Annotated in this window: 15 protein-coding genes; 7 read left to right on the top strand and 8 right to left on the bottom strand. The window is 67.3% G+C overall.

Annotated elements, in window-relative coordinates:
* Window positions 1-100: 100 nt before the first annotated feature.
* A complete protein-coding gene (recR, locus tag QE494_RS17675) occupies window positions 101-685 on the top strand; it encodes a recombination mediator RecR (protein ID WP_300045611.1) in 585 nt (194 codons plus the stop codon).
* Between the two features lie 23 nt (window positions 686-708).
* On the opposite strand, the gene QE494_RS17670 is transcribed toward recR, so the two are convergent.
* The gene (locus tag QE494_RS17670; protein WP_300045609.1) at window positions 709-1,467 is read right to left on the bottom strand and encodes a hypothetical protein; all 759 of its coding nucleotides are present in this window, start codon (window positions 1,465-1,467) and stop codon (window positions 709-711) included.
* A gap of 183 nt (window positions 1,468-1,650) precedes the next feature.
* On the opposite strand from QE494_RS17670, the gene QE494_RS17665 reads away from it, so the two are divergent.
* Window positions 1,651-2,724 carry an ABC transporter substrate-binding protein gene (locus tag QE494_RS17665; RefSeq protein ID WP_300045608.1) on the top strand — a complete coding sequence of 358 codons (1,074 nt, stop codon included), beginning with the start codon at window positions 1,651-1,653 and terminating at the stop codon, window positions 2,722-2,724.
* A gap of 48 nt (window positions 2,725-2,772) precedes the next feature.
* Here QE494_RS17665 and QE494_RS17660 read toward each other — a convergent pair whose 3' ends face one another.
* The 4 genes from QE494_RS17660 to gloB all read right to left on the bottom strand — a co-directional run bounded on the left by QE494_RS17660 (window position 2,773) and on the right by gloB (window position 7,840).
* Window positions 2,773-4,233 carry a hypothetical protein gene (locus QE494_RS17660; RefSeq protein ID WP_300045606.1) on the bottom strand — a complete coding sequence of 487 codons (1,461 nt, stop codon included), beginning with the start codon at window positions 4,231-4,233 and terminating at the stop codon, window positions 2,773-2,775.
* 311 nt (window positions 4,234-4,544) lie between these two features.
* Window positions 4,545-5,081, bottom strand: a complete 537-nt coding sequence (locus QE494_RS17655) for a CesT family type III secretion system chaperone (protein ID WP_300045603.1) — start codon at window positions 5,079-5,081, stop codon at window positions 4,545-4,547.
* Window positions 5,082-5,369: 288 nt separating this feature from the next.
* Window positions 5,370-6,935 (bottom strand): transglycosylase SLT domain-containing protein, encoded by a 1,566-nt coding sequence (locus tag QE494_RS17650; protein WP_300045648.1) that lies wholly within the window; start codon window positions 6,933-6,935, stop codon window positions 5,370-5,372.
* A 125-nt stretch (window positions 6,936-7,060) separates the two neighbouring features.
* Entirely contained in the window at window positions 7,061-7,840 is a 780-nt protein-coding gene (gene gloB / locus QE494_RS17645) for a hydroxyacylglutathione hydrolase (protein WP_300045601.1), read from the bottom strand.
* 19 nt (window positions 7,841-7,859) lie between these two features.
* Between gloB and QE494_RS17640 the strand changes: the two genes are divergently transcribed.
* The 5 genes from QE494_RS17640 (at window position 7,860) to QE494_RS17620 (ending at window position 14,457) form a co-directional block, all read left to right on the top strand.
* On the top strand, window positions 7,860-8,621 hold the full coding sequence (locus tag QE494_RS17640; protein ID WP_300045644.1) for a class I SAM-dependent methyltransferase: 762 nt from the start codon (window positions 7,860-7,862) through the stop codon (window positions 8,619-8,621).
* Entirely contained in the window at window positions 8,618-9,064 is a 447-nt protein-coding gene (gene rnhA, locus QE494_RS17635) for a ribonuclease HI (RefSeq protein WP_300045599.1), read from the top strand. The genes QE494_RS17640 and rnhA overlap by 4 nt, the downstream gene beginning before the upstream one ends.
* A gap of 198 nt (window positions 9,065-9,262) precedes the next feature.
* Window positions 9,263-10,831: an efflux RND transporter periplasmic adaptor subunit gene (locus QE494_RS17630; protein ID WP_300045597.1), complete on the top strand. Its 1,569-nt coding sequence runs from the start codon at window positions 9,263-9,265 to the stop codon at window positions 10,829-10,831.
* A 53-nt stretch (window positions 10,832-10,884) separates the two neighbouring features.
* On the top strand, window positions 10,885-14,106 hold the full coding sequence (locus QE494_RS17625) for an efflux RND transporter permease subunit (protein WP_300045594.1): 3,222 nt from the start codon (window positions 10,885-10,887) through the stop codon (window positions 14,104-14,106).
* A 75-nt stretch (window positions 14,107-14,181) separates the two neighbouring features.
* Window positions 14,182-14,457 (top strand): hypothetical protein, encoded by a 276-nt coding sequence (locus QE494_RS17620; RefSeq protein ID WP_300045591.1) that lies wholly within the window; start codon window positions 14,182-14,184, stop codon window positions 14,455-14,457.
* Window positions 14,458-14,462: 5 nt separating this feature from the next.
* Here the strand turns inward: QE494_RS17620 and mobA are convergent, their stop codons facing one another.
* The 3 genes from mobA to QE494_RS17605 all read right to left on the bottom strand — a co-directional run bounded on the left by mobA (window position 14,463) and on the right by QE494_RS17605 (window position 17,725).
* Window positions 14,463-15,092 (bottom strand): molybdenum cofactor guanylyltransferase MobA, encoded by a 630-nt coding sequence (gene mobA / locus QE494_RS17615; protein WP_300045589.1) that lies wholly within the window; start codon window positions 15,090-15,092, stop codon window positions 14,463-14,465.
* The gene (gene moaA / locus QE494_RS17610) at window positions 15,089-16,168 is read right to left on the bottom strand and encodes a GTP 3',8-cyclase MoaA (RefSeq protein ID WP_300045641.1); all 1,080 of its coding nucleotides are present in this window, start codon (window positions 16,166-16,168) and stop codon (window positions 15,089-15,091) included. The genes mobA and moaA overlap by 4 nt, the downstream gene beginning before the upstream one ends.
* Window positions 16,169-16,291: 123 nt before the next feature.
* A complete protein-coding gene (locus QE494_RS17605; protein ID WP_300045586.1) occupies window positions 16,292-17,725 on the bottom strand; it encodes an aldehyde dehydrogenase family protein in 1,434 nt (477 codons plus the stop codon).
* Window positions 17,726-18,030: the final 305 nt, after the last annotated feature.

Genomic DNA, 18,030 nt, shown 5'->3' with positions numbered 1-18,030 from the left:
GCGGCGCGTGCGGCACCACTCCCGCCTGCGCTTTGCGCCCTGAACTGCTTCAACTACTGCAGTCCCCGCCGTCTCCGCCTTTGCTGCGAAGCACCGCCCCATGAGCCACACCCTGCCGGCACTCATTGACGCCCTGCGGCGCCTGCCCGGCGTGGGGCTCAAGACCGCCTCGCGGATGGCTTATCACCTGCTGCAGCATGACCGCGAGGGCATGGCCCTCATCGCCCAGACCCTGTCGCAGGCTGGTTCGCAGATCCGCCACTGCAGCCGCTGCCACACCTTCACCGAGGGCGAGGTCTGTGACACCTGCAGCGACCCCTCGCGCGACACCAGCAAGCTGTGCGTGGTGGAAACGCCGGCCGACCAGGCCGCTCTGGAGCGCACCTCGGCCTACCGGGGGTTGTACTTCGTCCTCATGGGCAAGCTCAGTCCTCTGGACGGCATTGGTCCCAAAGAAATCGGTCTGTCCACGCTGTTCGAGCGGGCCACCGACGGTCAGGTGCAGGAGGTCATTCTGGCGACCAACTTCACCGCTGAGGGCGAGGCCACCGCCCATGTGATCGGCGAGGCGCTCAAGGCCCGTGGCCTGGTCGTCACCCGGCTGGCGCGCGGCGTGCCCGCTGGCAGCGAGCTCGAATACGTGGATCTTGGCACCATCGCCCACGCCCTGGTCGACCGGCGCTGAGCTTGCGTCTCAGCGCGGGCACCTTACCTTTTGGGGGAAGGTGGCCGGATGCCGGCCTGCTTTTCAAGGGCCGACAGCGCCATGTGCATCTTCAACAGGCTATCGCCTGCCGCAGGAAGTCGATCCGCTTCGTCCCAGAGCTGCTTCTTCGTCAAATCGCCTTTGAAGTCAGCGTTCAATCCGGCCACATAGCTGGACGGATTGGACGCGTATTCCTTGTGCGCGGCCCGGGCGGCGTCTAGGCCCAGGCGCAGTTCTCCAAGGGTCTTGGCTCTCGAGGCGAGAGCGCCACCGACGGCGCGATGATCCCTTGACCTCAGGTCGGGCGTGAATTTCGCATTGGCCTCCGTGTTTTTGCACTTTTGGTCCATCGCGTTTCGAAACTCATCCACCGAAAATCCATTGGACTGTGTGAGTCCTTGTATGACGGCTCGCCCGCTTTTGTCCTCAAGACCTGACCCGTTGTACATCAGGCTCCGGAGCGCAATGTCCAAGCTCACGTCGCTTTTTGTCTTGGGGATGCCCCAGGAGCTGATTCCGACCTCCCCGAGGCTGACTTCACGGCTTGCGATTGGCGTCTGCGCCACGGTGGCTTGCGGCGCGGGCGCCTTCAACTTGGCCGAGGCCGGTGCAGCAGACGCGTTCCGATCCGCCAAGGCCGAGACCCCGTTGCCGGCCTGCGTGCCCTTACCCTGGGTCTTTGGTGCGGCCTTGTCTACTGAAGTTTGGTAGGGCGCGGAGTTCCCCCCCGAGGACTTGGCCAAGAATCTACCGATATCCATGGGTTCACCTTTGCTCAGCAATAGATGCCCATCAGTTGCAAGCGCATTGAAAGGGTTCCACGCCCGTGCCACCTGTGCCACCGGCCTGGGCCAGCGGCGCGCTGCCAGTGACATGGGAGCGCTTACCGCCACGATCGACCGAGTTCCTGGCCTTTGGTGAAAACCCCAAAGGGGATGCCCCCGATGCGCCAGCGCGTCGGCGCACCTATGCTGGTGCAAGACATCAGCACTCGGACCGCACCCATGGATACCCCGCCGCTTCACCGTCGCAGCTTGCTGCGCGCGGGGGTGTGTCTGGCGCTGGCACCCTGGCTGGCGCCTGCCGCCAGCTTCGCTGCACCCGAGCGCGCGCGGCTGTCCATCGCTGTGCCCCAATTGGCCGATATGGCCCAACTGCCGCTGGTGGTGGCGGACAGCCTGGGATTTTTCCGCGCGGCAGGTCTGGAGATCAGCTGGGTGGAAGGCGACGGGGCGGGCGAGGTGGGCGTTGGCCCCTATGAACAGATCCTCCAGGCGCAAGGCCGTGGCCCGATGCACCAGGCTTTTGTATCGCTCGGGCGCGCGCCAGGCCTGGCCCTGGGTTTTGCCAGCCGTGCCATGCCGCAAGCGCGTCAGGTCTCCGACCTTCGGGGGCGTCGCGTCGGTGTTGCAGCCAGCGGCAGCACCGCGCACCTCATGCTGCAGACCCTGTCCCTGCGGGCCGGGCTGGCGCCCTCTGAATGGCAGCTTGTTGCCTTGGGGGGGAGCGCTGGCGCGATACAGGCGCTGCGCGCCGGCCAGGTAGATGCCCTGTGCTGGGGTGAACCGGTCATGACCCTGCTGGAGCAGCGCGGCGAGTTGCGCATCGCCGGAGAGGCGCGCACGCTCAAGGGCGCCGAGGCGGTGTTTGGCGGGCCCATGCCCGGCGTGTGCCTGCATGCCACGCAGGCCTTCGTCCTGCGCAATCCCGCGACTTGCCAGGCGCTGGCGACCGGGGTGGTGAGGGCGCTGCGCTGGCTGCAGACAGCGGGCCCGCGCGACATCCTGCGCACCGTGCCCGAGCCTTACCTGATGGGTGACCTCGGCCTGTACCTGGCCGCATTCGAGCGGGTGCGGGAGTCTTATTCGACAGATGGCCTGATCAGCGCAGAAGCCGGGCGTACCGCCCTGCGCGCCCTGGCGGCGCTCGAGCCCGGAATGCGGGCCGAGCGCATCGACCTCACGCGCAGCTACACCAATGCCTTTGCCCGCTTGGCCGGCGAGCGCGGGCGGGCCTGAGCCGCTCTGTCAGCGCCCCTTCCGAGCCCCTTCCTCGCCCCTTCCCGGTCATTGGTATTTTCGCTCGACGTTCGGCGTGCCCGGCGTACCCGGCCTGCTCGATCGGCTGTGCGGGCGGTGAATCTCTAGTGCGGAGGGGGGCCGCCACTCTGGCAGCCCCATCGCCTGACTTCCCGGTGTTCCGGTGGATGAACGGGGGGTGGGATCATCCGTCACGCTGAGCGGTTGGAGGCGCCATAAGGCCGGAGGGGGCGTGTCGACACCGGGTGCTGCTTCACCGGGCGAGGATCCCCAAGCCTGGCGGCGCGGCGTCATGACCGCCATCACCGCCATTCGCGGGGCGTGGTGCGCCTGCGGTGGGGGTGCAGCGGATGCCGCTGCTGCGGCTGCGGCTGGTCTGAGGGCCGGCCTGTTCTGCGCTTGCGCATCGTGGCGGGCCAAGGCCGCTGCTGTCTGGGCCTGCCGGACCTCGATACTGGTGTTGGCGAGGAAACCCCGTGGCTCGGTGAGCACCTGGGCCACGGTGCGCGGCACCACCCTCAGCGCGAACCAGACGGGCGAAAACTCGCGTTCGGCGCCCATCCCTCGTTCCAGGGCGCCCGCCAAGTCGTGCAGGCTGTTGGTGGCGGTACGCGCCAGTGCATGGGTCATGACGAACTGCGGCAGGTTTTCGACCTGGGTCTCCTCCTCGTTCAGCTCCACTTTCAGGCCCTGACGCCAGGCTTGGATCTGATGGCAGACGACACCATTGATCCCATCGAGGGCCTCGAGCACCACGGTGGCCAGGACCATGCCGAATGAGCCGCGCAAAAAGCCTTCAAAACTGTGATCTTCCTCACCCGGTTTGAACCGGTGCTCCTGCATCCAAAGGCCCATCGTGAAGCAGCCCACGCACAGCAGCGCGTAGATCAGGGAGGCGATCTTGAGCCGGCCGACGGTGAAACGGTTGAAGCCCGCGGGGTCTGCGTCGGCCAACGGACGCCCGTCCTGTTGCAGCACACGCAGGCGAAAGCCCGGGGCGAGCCCGTTGCGCCGGTACTGCATCGCCGCGGTGTAGGCCTGGCCCGCCGTGTCGCGGCCCAGGTACTGCACCACACGCGCCAGGGCCTGACCGGTACCCAGCGCCAGCCCGGCCCTGCCGCCCAGGTGCGCGTCCACCACCATGCCACTCGCCAGCAGCAGAGGTGGCACCAGCCCGGCCACCCAGAGCGGCGAGCGGCGCTCGGCGGCCGCATCACGCCTGTGCACTGCGAGGCTGAGCATGTTGCCGGTGTAGGCGCCGGCGACGCCACTGGCCAGCATTGCCGCGCCGCCGCCGGCGAAGGCCAGCAGGCTCTCACGGGAGGCTTGCAGTGCAGGGTCCGGGTGGTGCAGGGAACTTTGAATGCCTGCCAGCACCACCGCGCCGATGACGCGGCCAGTGCCCTGTCCGAGCGCGTCGCGCACTGCGCTGCTGAGGGAGACCGCCAGCACCGGGTGCCGGCTGCGCCAGTCCCGGGCAGGCTGCACTGCCCCTTGGGGCGGGCCACTGGCTGCCGGTCGGGGCAAGGGCTCCAGGGCGTGCCCCGCTGCCGGGGGAGGGGCTGGGCCAGCGCCCGCCCTGGGTGCGGGCAGCGGTAGACGTGCCGGCTGTGTCAAAGCACCGTGGTCAGCCTGCGGACGGCTTGCGGGCGGTGCAGAGGCGGATCTCTGGCGACTGGGGAGCATCTGTGCTTCTCCTGGCGAGCCTGTGTGGGGCGGACGATGAACCGGGTGAGTCGCTGCGGGGTGCACGCTTGTGTTTGTGCACGGCCCAAAAATGGGTTCTTGCCTGGCAGGCCCTATGCGTACCCAGAGCTGGCGATAGACCCTGAAGACGGGCCGCTCACAGGGGCGGCGGCTGGGCCCGCTGCCGCGTATCCGCCCAGGTCGCTGCGCTGCCCTGGCAACCGGCCGTCCCGCCAAGTCTGGGCCAGGAGGGCCAGCTGCTGTGCCGTCGCTTGCACGCGCTGGCCGCTCATGGCGGTGAGCGGAAACACCTGTTGCAGCAGCAAGCAACCATCGACCGGGTTGCGGGAGAACACCGGTCCGCCCGACGCCGCCAGCAGCAGGTTGGCGTCGAGCACCTCGGCCAGGGTGTCGCGTTCATGGGCTGGATCTGCGGCACCGAACTCGACCAGCATCAGCAGGCCGTCAACCGGTGTGTGCCCGCCCGGTGGGATCCAGCGTGTGGCAGCGACATGGACCTGCACCTCGCCAAGCTGCAAGCCGAAGCCCAGCCGACCGTAAGCGTCGGGCTCCAGGGCTTGCGGCTCTGTGCCCAAGACGTGACAGACGCTTTCGTAGACCTGCTGGAAGCTCTCGGTGGCCATAGCCATGCTCCTATGTTGGGCTGAGCGCGTGGATGCAGCGGGGCCGCAGCACGCGACGGGGCGATACAAGCCAGCCTCCGCAGGATGACTTCTAGCGGGACTGTCGCTGTATGTGGCTGAACAGGCGCTGGCGATGCATAAGCATTCGCCCGGCTGGTGGAATAGTTGGGGTTACGGAGCGCGACCGTGGGTGCCACTGCAGAGCGCGAAGGCTCGGATGGCGCAGGTGCAGTTGGCGCAGAAGCAGGGGCCGCGGTAGACACAGGGGCCGGCTAGGCGGCCCCGGGTCAGGGCTCAGCGCGTGTTGCGCTCGGCAACCTTGACCGGCGCTTTGGCCTGTGCTTTGGCCGTTGCCTTGGCCTGTGGTTTGGCCTGTGCTTTGGCCTGGGTCGGCCTGTCGGTGGGCGCCTTGCCGGCGGCAGCGGTGCCGCTTGCGCGCGCCGTCTTGCCTTGGCGCGCCGGCAACTCGAGCGCTACCTTATCGCCGGGATTGAACTTCGCGTTCGTTGCGACCTCATTCCAGCGCGCCACATCTGCCGGCTTGACCTTGTAGCGCGCGGCAATGGTGGCTACCGAGTCCTTCTTGCCTGCCTTGACAGTGACCCGGCGCAGCACCACCTCGGGCGACAGGCTGAGTTGGGCATTGTCAGCGACGGAGGCGGTGACATCGTTTGCCTGCCGGTCGCCACGCGGCGCCATGAGGGTCGACCCGCGGCGGATCAGCATGCGGGGCGGGATGTTGTTAAGGTTGCGAAATTCCGCCTCGCCCATGCCCACGCGGCGGGCAGCCTCTGCTGCCGTCATTGTGGCGGGCGCCACCCAGGCGGTCCAGCTCGCATACCGGCCGCTTTGGTGCCCTTCCAGATTGCGCTCGAACAAGGTGGCGTTGTCCCAGGGCAGCAGAACCTGCGGTGTTCCAGCAGCCAGGATCACCGGCCGGTTGTAGGAAGGGTTGAGTGCCTTGAAGTCTTCCAGCCGCACGTCGGCCAGGCGCGCGATGAGCTCGACATCGATGTCACGGGTGATGGTGACAGTCTGGAAATAGGGGTGGTTGCCGATCAGGGGCAGCTCGGCACCGAGCCTGTCCGGATTGGCCACGATATTTTTCACCGCCTGCAACTTGGGCACGTAGTTGCGTGTCTCGGCCGGCATGTTCAGGTCTTCGTAGCCGGTGGGTAGACCCATGCGCTTGTTGCGCTGGATCGCGCGCTGCACATTGCCCTGCCCCCAGTTGTAGGCAGCCAGCGCCAGGTGCCAGTCGCCGAACATCTCGTGCAGCTTTTGCAGGTATTCCAGCGCGGCCCGGGTCGAGGCAAGCACGTCGCGCCGGTCGTCCCGGAAAAGGTTTTGCCGCAGCTCGAAGTCGACGCCGGTGGCCGGCATGAACTGCCACATGCCGGCGGCCTTGGCACTGGAGACGGCCTGCGGGTTGAAGGCGCTTTCGATGAAGGGCAGCAGCGCCAGCTCGGCGGGCATGTTGCGCTTTTCAAGCTCCTCGACGATGTGAAACAGGTATTTGCGAGAGCGCTCAGTCATGCGCCGGATGTAGTCCGGGCGGTTGAGGTACCACTGCTCGTGGTTGCGCACCAGCTCACCCTCGAGCTCGCGCATGGCCAGGCGGCGGCGAATACGGTCCCAGAGGTCGGGCGGCACTTCGAGTGCGATGACGGCGCTGGAGTTCGCGTCTGCTTCGGTGATTGGGCGCAGGCCGAGCGCTGCGCCGGTGCGCAGGCCGAGCGAGGGGTCGGCCTGCAGGCCAGTGCCTTCGGCAGGTCCGGCCAATGAAGTAAGCGCTGCGGGGGAGGTTGCTGGCGCCGGGTTGGCGGCAGGCCCTCCCGGTAGGCCAGTGGCATGACCCATGAGGGGCAGGGCGAGCAGGACAAGGAGCGTCAAGCGCATGGTCACACCGCCGACCCGCTGAACCGGGCCCGTGACCTCCGCCACGCCCTGCGGCAGGTTGTGGTTGGATCGGAGCGGACGCTGGGTCATCGAAATTCGTTCTTCCATTGGCGCAGGGCGGCAAAGACGGCCACCGGGTCCTGCGGGTCGGTGCCGCGGGTAGATGCGACCGATTGAACCACGCCAGCCTCCCGGCTGCGCAGAAAGGGATTGACCTGGCGTTCGAGGGCCAGCGTAGAGGGCAGGGTGGGCGTGCCCTGGGCCCGCAGCGCCTCGCACTGCGCCTGGTAGGCGGCCAGTGGCGCATTGTCCGGCTCGACCGCCCTGGCAAAGCGCAGGTTCGACAGGGTGTACTCATGCGCGCAGCACACCCGTGTGTCGCCGGGCAGGGCCGACAGGCGCTCCAGCGAGGCCAGCATCTGCGCCGGCGTGCCCTCGAAGAGTCGCCCGCAGCCGGCGGAGAACAGCGTATCCCCGCAGAAAAGCAAAGGCGCCTGGCCCGGGCCGGGTTTGTTGCAGTAATAGGCGATGTGGCCCGCGGTGTGGCCGGGCACATCGATCACCTCGAAGCGCAGGCCGAGGGCTTCAACGGTGTCGCCGCCTTGGTGAGGCGTGAAGGGCCCGGGAATGACCTCGCTGGCCGGCCCGTAGACCACCGCCCCGGTCGCCTCGCGCAGCGCGTGGATGCCACCGGTGTGGTCTCGGTGATGGTGCGTGACTAGAATCGCCACCAACCTGGCGCCCAGCCGCTGCAATGCGGCTTGCACAGGTGCAGCGTCTCCCGGGTCGACCACCAGTGCCTCGCCGCTTTCGTACAGCATCCAGAGATAGTTGTCCTCGAAGGCTGGTACGGGGGTGAGTTTCATGAACGAGCGGATTATAGGAATGCAACCCTGGTTCGAAACGCCCCCCGGCCGTTACCTGGCGCAGTGGGAGCAGCAAACGCTGGACCAAGCGGTGGTCGACCTGTTCGGCTACCACGCGGTGCAATTGGGCCTGCCGATCGTCGACGCGCTGCGCGCCAACCGCATGCCGCATCGCTGGCTGGCCTTGGCACCTCAAGAGGATACAGCTGGGCGTACGCCGCACCTCCATAGCGCCTATGACGCCTTGCCGTTTGAAGCGGCCAGCCTGGACCTGGTGGTGCTGCCTCATGCGCTGGAATTGAGTCCGGACCCCCACGCCACCTTGCGCGAGGTCGAGCGGGTGCTGGTGCCCGAGGGCCGGGTGGTCATCACCGCCTTCAACCCCGCCAGCCTCTGGGGACTGCGCCAGCGCCGCGCCCATGTCTACCGGCGCCTAGGCGTGGGGCAGTTGTACTTGCCGGAGGCCGGTGAGTTTCTGGCCTGGCGCCGGCTGCGTGACTGGCTGCGACTGCTGGACTTCGAAGTGGAGAGCCACCGCTTTGGCTGCTGGCGGCCTGCCTTGTCGGCCGAGGCCTGGCTGCAGCGGTTCGACTGGATGGACGCGCTGGGCGAGCGCTGGTGGCCCTTTTTCGGCGCGGTCCACTGCATCGTCGCGGTCAAGCGGGTGCGTGGCGCGCGGCTGGTGGGGGCACGCTGGAAGCGGCAGGTGACAATGGCGGGCGCGACCGTGCCGCTGGCGCAGCGGACCGGTCGCACGGCGACCCCCCAGGACCCTTCGTGAACCCCATCGAGATTTACACCGACGGCGCCTGTAAAGGCAACCCTGGCCCTGGCGGCTGGGGCGTGCTTCTCAAGCACGGTGCCACCGAGAAAGAGCTGTTCGGCGGCGAACCGTCGACCACTAACAACCGCATGGAAATGATGGCGGTCATACAGGCCTTGACCGCGCTGAAGAAGCCTTGCGACGTCACCCTTTACTTGGACAGCCAATACGTTTTGAAGGGAATCACCGAGTGGATTCCCGGCTGGAAGGCCAAGGGTTGGCGCACCGCGTCCAAGCAGCCAGTGAAGAACGTTGATCTCTGGCAGCAGCTAGACAGTCTGGTGCAGGAGAGCGGCCACCGCATCGACTGGCGTTGGGTGCGCGGGCACAACGGCGACCCCGGCAATGAGCGCGCCGACGCGCTGGCCAATCAGGGCGTGGAGCGCGCGCTCGGGCGCTGAAGGGCCACGGATTTTGCCGGAAGGTGTCGGCTCGCGGCGGGTGGGGCCGCGGGCCTGATTGGGGGCGCCGTGGGACGCCGTGCGTATTCGCCCGGATGCTCCCTTTACACAAGGCTGATACATTGGCAGGTTGGTCAAATGGCGCATCGTCTTTGATCGCCCCGAAAGTAGTCACAAAGAATTCTTTAGGCAGTCCTCATGGCCCAAAAACCCCTCTACATCGTGGTCGCCGTTGTCGGCATCGCCGCCGCTTCTGGCGGTGCCTGGTGGTACCAGAACCAGCCGGCCGCGCCCGCTTCGGGTCAGACGCAAGTCGCGGGCCTGTTCGGTGGTCAGGGCGGCAGTGCGCCAGGCACGGCTGCCGGCGGCGCCAGTTCCGCCGCCGCGCCAGCCTCGGGCGCAGCGTCTGGGCCGCGCGCGGCGGGTGTTGAGGTGGCCAAGGTCGAGACCATGCGCCTGATTGACGACACACAGGCTGTAGGCACGCTGCGCTCGCGTCAGAGCGTGATGGTGCGCCCCGAGGTGAGTGGGCGGGTGGCGCGAATCAATTTCCGCGACGGCGAGCGGGTGCAGAAGGGCCAGCTGATGGTCCAGTTCGACGACCAGCTGCCGCGTGCCCAGGTGGCCCAGGCCGAAGCCGAGTTGTCTATCTCCCGCGCCAACCATAAGCGCAACCAGGAGCTGGTGGCACAAAACTTCATCAGCCAACGCTCGGTCGACGAAAGCAGCGCCGCGATGCAAGTGGCTGAGGCCAAGCTGGCCCTGGCCCGCGCCACCGCTGACCGCCTTCGCATCCTCGCGCCCTTTGATGGCACCGTGGGTCTGCGCAACGTGAACATCGGGGACTACCTCAAGGATGGCGCCGACATCGTCAACCTCGAGGACCTGGACGCCATCTTGGTGGACTTCCGCCTGCCGGAGCGCTTCCAGGTCAAGGTGCGGCGCGGCCAGACCGCCATGGTGGCCATCGACGCGCTGCCGGGCCGCAAGTTTCCGGCGCTCGTTCAGGCGGTGGATCCGCTGGTCGACGCCAATGGCCGATCGGTGGGCGTGCGCGGTTGCATCGACAACCGTTCCATGCAGCTGCGCCCTGGCATGTTCGCGCGTGTGACAGCTGTTTTTGGCGAGAACCAAAATGCCATGGTGCTGCCCGAGGAGGTCCTGGTGCCCCAGGGCGGACGGCAGTTTGTGTTCAAGATCATCCCTGGCGAGGGCGACACCAAGGTCTCCCAACGCACCGAGGTCAAGCTCGGCCTGCGGGTGCCCGGGAAGGTCGAGATTCTCGAAGGCGTGGCGGTGGGCGACGTGGTCGTGACAGCCGGCCAGCAGCGCCTGCAGCGTGATGGCACGCCGGTGCGCGTGATCGATGTGCCGGCCCGCGGTGGCCCGGGCGGACCTGGTGGTCCCGGTGGCCCTGGTGGCCCCGGCGGCCCCGGCGGCCCCGGCGGCCCCGGCGGCCCCGGCGGTCCGGCCGCAGCGGCGTCGGGAGCGGCCTCGGCAGGCACGGCAGCCGGCGGCCCGCGCGGACCTGGGGCCCAGGCCGGTGGCCCGGGTGCCCGCATGGCCGGTGGTCCGGGCGCCCGCGCAGGTGCTGCGCAACGACCCGAAGGCCCCAACCCCTGCTTGCAGGCGATGAGTGACGCCGCCGGTGATGGCGGCGCTGCGACCCCGGGCGGCCCCCGCGGTCCCCGCGGTCCTCAGGGCGCACCGGGTGCGCCCGGCGCGCCGCGCGCGCCCGGCAGTCAGCGCAATCCCGCAGCCGGCTGAAGGCCCCGGCCTCCCGCAGCACCCTCCATCCCTCACAGCAAAAGGCCCTCGCCATGCAGCTGTCCGAACTGTCCGTCCGCCGCCCGGTCCTCGCGACTGTGCTCTCCCTGCTCATCGTCCTGATCGGCGCGGTGAGCTTCAACCGTCTGTCGGTGCGCGAGTACCCCAAGATCGACGAGCCGGTGGTCACCGTCAGCGTCCGCTATCCCGGAGCCTCGGCCGAGGTGGTCGAGACGCAGATCTCCAAGGTGCTGGAAGACTCCATCGCCGGCATTGACGCGGTGGATGTTCTGACCTCGATCAGCCGCGCCGAGCAAAGCCAGATCTCGGTGCGCTTTCGCCTCGAGAAGGACGCCGATGCCGCCGCCGCCGAGGTGCGTGACCGCACCGCGCGGGTCCGAGGCCGCTTGCCTCAGGCGATCGATGAGCCGGTGATCGCCAAGGTCGAGGCCGACGCCTTCCCGGTGATCTGGCTGGCCTTCTCCAGCGACACCCACACGCCGCTGCAGATCAACGAGATGGTCAACCGCATCGTCAAGCCGCGGCTGCAGACGGTGACTGGCGTGGCCGACGTGCGAATTTTCGGCGAGCGCAAATACGCCATGCGGGTCTGGCTCGACCCCGAGCGCTTGGCGGGCTACAAGCTCACGACTCAGGATGTGGAGGAAGCGATCCGCCGCAACAACCTGGAGGTGCCAGCGGGCCGCATTGAGTCGCAGCAGCGCGAGTTCAGCGTGACGTCGCAGACCGACCTGATCCGGCCGAACCAGTTCGGCGAGATCGTGATCCGAAACGTCAACGGCTTTCCGGTCAAGCTGCGGGACATCGCCCAGGTGCGCGAGGGACCGGCAGACGAGCGCAGCGCGGTGCGCCTCAACGGCCGGCCAGCGATCTCGGCGGGCGTGATCCGCCAGGCTACCGCCAACCCCTTGACCCTGTCGCAGGGCGTGCGCGACATGATTCCCCAGCTCGAGAAGGACCTGCCGCCGGGGGTCTCGATCGACATTGCCAACGACAACTCGGTCTTCATCGACCGCTCGGTCAAGAACGTGTACGCGACCATTCTGGAAGCGGTGGCGTTAGTGGCGCTGGTGATCTTTTTCTTCCTGCGCACCGTTCGGGCGTCCCTCATCCCCATCATCACCATCCCGGTGTCTCTCGTCGGCACCTTCGCGATGATGGCGCTGGCCGGCTTCACCATTAACACGCTCACCCTGCTGGCCCTGGTGCTGGCCATTGGCCTGGTGGTGGACGACGCGATCGTGATGCTGGAGAACATCTTCCGGCACATTGAGGAGGGCATGGCCCCCTTTGCTGCGGCGATCAAGGGCTCGCGGGAGATCGGCTTTGCCATCATCTCGATGACCATGACCTTGGTGGCGGTGTTCGCGCCACTTGCCTTCACGCCCGGCCGTACCGGGCGCCTGTTCGCGGAGTTTGCGCTGGCCCTGGCGGGCTCGGTGGTGGTCTCGGGCTTTGTTGCCCTGACGCTCACGCCCATGATGTGCGCGCTGCTCCTCAAGCACAACCCCAAGCCCAATTTCTTTGACCGGTCCATGGAGGTCATGCTGACTGGCCTGTCCCGTGGCTACGAGCGGCTGATTCGCTGGGTGGTCACCGCACGTGCCGGCGGCCCGAACGCCCGCGGTCCCGTCGCGTGGGTGCTGCAGGCGCGCTGGCTGGTGCTGATTGGCATGGGCATTGCCGCCTGGGGCATTGCCACCGTTTTCCCGACGATGAAGCAGGAGCTCGCGCCGTTGGAGGACCGCGGCACGGTCCTGGTGAACGTCAATGCCCCCGACGGGTCTACCCTGGCATACACAGACCGCTATGTGCGCCGGATTGAAGGCATTGCCTCCAACAACAAGGAGTTCGACCGCGTCTTCGGCAACGTGGGCAGTCCCACCGTGTCGCAGGGCAGCGTGGTGCTGCGCGCGGTTCCCTGGGAGGAGCGACCCAATCGCTCCATCTTGGATGTCGCGCGTGAAATTGGCCCCCGGGTTTCGAGCCTTCCCGGCGTCTCCGCCTTCGTGATCACTCCGCCCTCGCTGGGTCAGGGCTTTCGCGAGCGCCCGGTGAACTTCGTGATTCAGACCTCGGACAGTTACGAGAACCTCAACCGCATTGCGCGGCAGATTCTGGAGGAGATGGCCAAGAACCCGGGCTTCATCCAGCCGGATGTGGATCTGCGCCTGAACAAGCCCGACCTGCGCATTGAGGTCGACCGCGAAAAGGCGGCTGATATGGGTGTGGGCGTGGACGTGGTCGCGCGTGCCCTGGAAACCATGCTGGGCGGCCGCATCGTCACCCGCTACAAGCGTGACGCCGAGCAGTTTGATGTGATCGTGCAGGTGCAGACCGGTGGCCGATCGACGCCGGAGGACATCGAGACCATTCAGGTGCGGGGTCGTAACGAGACCATGATCCCGCTGTCGGCCTTGGTCAAGGTGCGCGAGAGCGTGAGCCCGCGCGAGCTGAATCACTTTGGTCAGCGTCGCTCAGCGTCCATTACCTCCAACCTGGCGCCCAACTATTCCCAGGGCGAGGCGCTGGCCTTCATGAACGCCACCGCCGCCAAGGTGCTCAAGCCCGGTTACACCACGGACCTCAACGGCTCCTCGCGTGAGTTCCGCAACTCGCAGGGTGCGCTGGCAGTGGTGTTCGTGCTGGCGCTGTTCTTTATCTTCTTGGTGTTGGCGGCGCAGTTCGAGAGCTTCATCGACCCCATGGTCATCATGCTGTCGGTGCCCATGTCGATGATCGGTGCGCTGCTGGCGCTCAAATGGTCGGGCGGCTCACTCAACGTTTACTCGCAGATTGGTCTCATCACCTTGGTGGGCCTGATCACCAAGCACGGGATCCTGATCGTCGAGTTCACCAATCAGTTGCGTGAGTCAGGCATGTCGGTGGTCGATTCTGTGGTGAAGGCCGCAGGCCAGCGTCTGCGTCCGATTCTCATGACCACCGGCGCGATGGTGCTGGGCGCAGTGCCGCTGGCACTGTCCACCGGCGCCGGCGCCGAGAGCCGCCAGCAGATTGGCTGGGTGATCGTGGGCGGCATGAGCCTGGGCACGCTGCTGACCATCTTCGTCGTGCCCACCATGTATTCGCTCTTCGCCCGCAGCAAGGTGCCCGGCGCGAACACGGCCGACGCCCATGACGCGGGCCACGCACAGGGTCATGGACATGCGCCCACCCCGGCGCCTGCCGCTGCAGCCGCCGTGTCCCAGGCTACCGCCCTGCCTGACCCGAAGGGCGAACTGATCGCTAAGTAAGGAAAACCGCCGACACGCGCTGCACCCGCCTTGGGCCTACGCTGCCCTCATCGCACTTCTTCTTGGAGATCCGTGATGAGACAGCTTCCCAAGGCCATCCCCGAACTCGACGGGGGTCTGTTCGTGCCGCGCCCGGTGGTGGACCTGCTAGACGCCTTGCTGACCGAGCGCGAGCGCGACCTGCGTCAAGTGCTGGATGACACGGCAGCCAATGACTTGACTGTGGTGTCCGAGTTGCGTCATCTGCTGCGCCTCGGTGGATCGCGTCTGCCGGTACCGCCGGCCTCCGAACTGCTCGGGCTGACCGACCCGCAGGCCGATACCCTCAGCCGCAACCTGCTGCGGGAGTAGGGGGCTTAAGCCAACGGCGTTGCGCCCTTGGGTGAGGCGATCCGGATGGACGCCAGGTCCTCGGGCGTGTTGAGGTTGCGAAAGCCCTCGGCGTCGAAGTTGACCCGGGCTGCGCCGGCCTGCCGCGCCCATTCGCCCGCCCTTCGACCCCCCGCCGCCAGAAACTCGGTCAAGCGGTCCCGAAGGCCGCAGTGCATGAGGCAGAAGACGGGCTGAGGCTGCGCAGCCTCTCCATCGCCCCGCTGCGCCCAAGCTACCGCCATCCGGGGTTGCCCAGGCTCGATTCCCGCTGCACTCGCCAGACGCGTCGCCAGGTCGAGCGGGAAGAAGGGGGCGTCGCAAGGCACGCACAGCAGCCAAGGCGTCTGGCAGCGGCCTAAGCCAGCGAGCATGCCGCCCAGCGGGCCCTCGAAGGCCTGCGCGTCGGTCCAGACGGGCACGCCCAGCGCTTGGTAATCCTCGAGGTGCCGGTTGGCGCTGATTGCCAGGTGGGCGACCTGGGGCGCCAGCCGCGCCACAGCCTGCCCCACCAGCGTTGTGCCAGCCCAAGGCAGCAGGCCTTTGTCTGCGCCTCCCATGCGCAGTCCTCGGCCGCCAGCCAGCACCAAGCCGGTGATCTGGCTTGCCAGGATCATCCGCCGATATAGCTCATTTCGACCCGGGGGGCCGAAGCCGCATCCACCGCTCCCACCGGTTGCTCTCGGGCGGCGGTGGCCGCGCCGCGCAGCTCGGAATAGCGGTCATCGCGTGCCCGCCAAAGCCCCGCAATGGCCGCGCCGAGCTGATCGTCGCTGGCGCCGCTGCGAAGGAGGGCGCGCAGGTCATGACCGCGGCTGGCGAAGAGGCACATGAATAACTGGCCCTCGGTCGACAAGCGGGCCCGGTTGCAGTCACCGCAAAAGGCCTGGCTCACACTGGCGATGATGCCGATCTCGCCGCCGCCGTCGGCGTAGGCCCAGCGCCGAGCGGTTTCCCCGGGTGTGTTCGCTGGTAGCGAGACCAGTGGCAATTCAGCGGACAGGCGCCGAAGGATTTCCTCCGCCGGCAGCACATCGTCTAGGCGCCAGCCGTTCGTATTGCCCACGTCCATGTACTCGATGAAGCGCAGCGTGACACCGCTGCCGCGGAAATGACGCGCCATAGGGAGGATCTGGTCCTCGTTGACACCGCGTTTGACCACCATGTTCACTTTGATGGAGCCTAGGCCGGCCGCCTTCGCGGCGTCGATCCCCGCCAGGACTTCGGCCACCGGAAAGTCGGCGTCGTTCATCCGGCGAAATACCGCGTCGTCCAGCGCGTCGAGGCTGACCGTGACGCGGCGCAGCCCGGCCTCACGCAGGGCCAGGGCCTTGCGCGCCAGCAGTGAACCGTTGGTGGTGAGGGTGAGGTCGGGTGCCTGCCCGTCCGGCCTGCGCAGGGTCGCCAGGCTCGCCACCAAGTCTTCGATGCCTCGCCGTAGCAGCGGTTCGCCCCCGGTGAGCCGGATCTTTTGAACACCTTGGGCAAGAAATGCGCTGGCCAGTCGGGTGATCTCCTCGAAGCGCAGCAGCGCCTCTTGCGGCAGGTAGGCATGCGACTGATCAAAGATCTCCCGCGGCATGCAGTAGCTGCAGCGGAAGTTGCAGCGGTCGGTGACGCTGATGCGCAGGTCTCTGAGCGGCCGGCCGCGAGTGTCTGTCAGGCCTGTTTGCCCCTGCGTCCCGCTCGCCATGGGCGCCAGCGTGTCAGGCGAGGGCAGAGGGACTGGCAGGCCTGCGGGGCGCTGGGCCAGCAGGGGAATCACGGATCTGGCGGGCATGTCGTCGATTGTGCGGGGCGCGGTCTGGGATGCGCTTCAGCCGTGGCGGATGGCCACGGTCTTGAGGATGGTAAATCCGTACAGCGCTTCGAAGCCCTTCTCGCGGCCGTGGCCGGAGGAGCGGTACCCGCCAAAGGGCAGTTCAACGCCGCCGCCGGCGCCATAGTTGTTGATGAAGATCTGGCCGGCCCGCACCCGCCGGGCCATCCGCAACTGGCGGCCTCCGTCACGGGTCCAGACACCGGTGACTAAGCCAAAGGGCGTGGCATTGGCCAGTTGGACGGCGTGGTCCTCATCGCGAAAACTCATGGCGGCCAGCACCGGACCGAACACTTCTTCCTGCGCCAGGCGGTGGTCCACTGGCACGTCGCGCAGCAGGGTGGGGGCTTGGTAGAAGCCGGTGTCGGGAGCCTCATCGACGATCTGTCCCTGCGCCACCATCTGGATGCCGGCCACCTGGGCGTCGGCCAGGAAGTCCCACACCCGCTGCTGCTGGCTGGCGCGGATCAGGGGACCGACGTCTAGGTCCAGGGTTGCCGGGCCCACCCGCAGAAGTGAAAAAGCCTTGGACAGGCGTTCGAGCACCTGCTCGTAGATGCTCTCTTGCGCCAGCAAGCGCGAGCCCGCCGAGCAGGTCTGCCCCGCGTTCTGGACGATGGCGTTGACCACCATTGGCAAGGCGGCGTCGAGGTCGGCGTCCTCGAACAGGATCTGGGGGCTTTTGCCGCCCAGTTCCAGCGTCACCGGGCAGTGGCGCTCGGCGGCGGCCTGCTCGATCAGGGTGCCGACGCGCGGGCTGCCGGTGAAGGAGATATGGTCGATACCAGGGTGGCGTGCCAGTGCGTCGCCGACTTCGTGGCCGTAGCCGGTGACGATGTTGATCGCGCCCGCAGGGAAGCCGCAGTCGGCCGCGAGTTGGGCCACCCGGAGCAGGGACAGGCAGGCGTCCTCGGAGGGCTTGACCACGCAGACATTGCCTGCCGCGAGCGCCCCGCCGACGCAGCGCCCAAAAATCTGCATCGGGTAGTTCCACGGGACCACATGGCCCGTGACTCCGTGGGGCTCACGCCAGGTCAGGACGCTATAGCCATCCAGGTAGGGAATGGTGTCGCCGTGCAGCTTGTCGCAGGCGCCGGCGTAGAACTCGAAATAGCGCGCCAGTGCGGCAGCATCGGCGCGCGCCTGCTTGGTGGGCTTGCCGCAGTCACGCTGCTCGATCAGTGCCAATTCCTCAGCGTGCTCGGCGATTTTTTGCGACAGCCGCATCATCAGCCGTCCGCGCTCGGCGGCGTTGAGCTTGCTCCAGGGGCCTTCGAAACAGGAACGGGCAGCCTGTACCGCCCGGTCTATGTCCTGGGCGGTGCCTCGCTGGATTTCGTCGTAGACCTGACCGTCGGATGGATCAATGACCGGTAGGGTGTGACCGCCGCTGGCCGGCTGGGACTGGTTGGCGATGAAGTGGAACTGCATGGAAGAGATTTTGCTCCAACGGGGAGGTCTGTTTGTTGGGTCCTGGGTTGGTGTTTCCTCTGGCATCGGCATCGGTGGTTTAGCGATGGCGTTGACGTTGACGTTGACGTGGCACGCGTCGGGTGTGCTGCAGGGGCCCGGCGGCTTCGATGCGGGGGCCCTTCGGGCTTCCTTGCGGTGCTCGGCCGCCAGGGGCACGCGAGGCAAACTCGCCCTTTCAGGGCTCAAACATGCCTCGCTCTTCGGCCCCCAGCGCCCTCCGCTCCTCAGCCCCGCATAGGCGCCGCCGAACCCCTGCCGCACAC

The sequence above is a fragment of the Ramlibacter sp. genome (assembly GCF_029866045.1).
In the GTDB taxonomy this organism is placed as follows: domain Bacteria; phylum Pseudomonadota; class Gammaproteobacteria; order Burkholderiales; family Burkholderiaceae_C; genus Ramlibacter.
The sequence above is the reverse complement of the archived record's forward strand: the minus strand, read 5'-3'. Positions and strand labels throughout refer to the sequence as shown.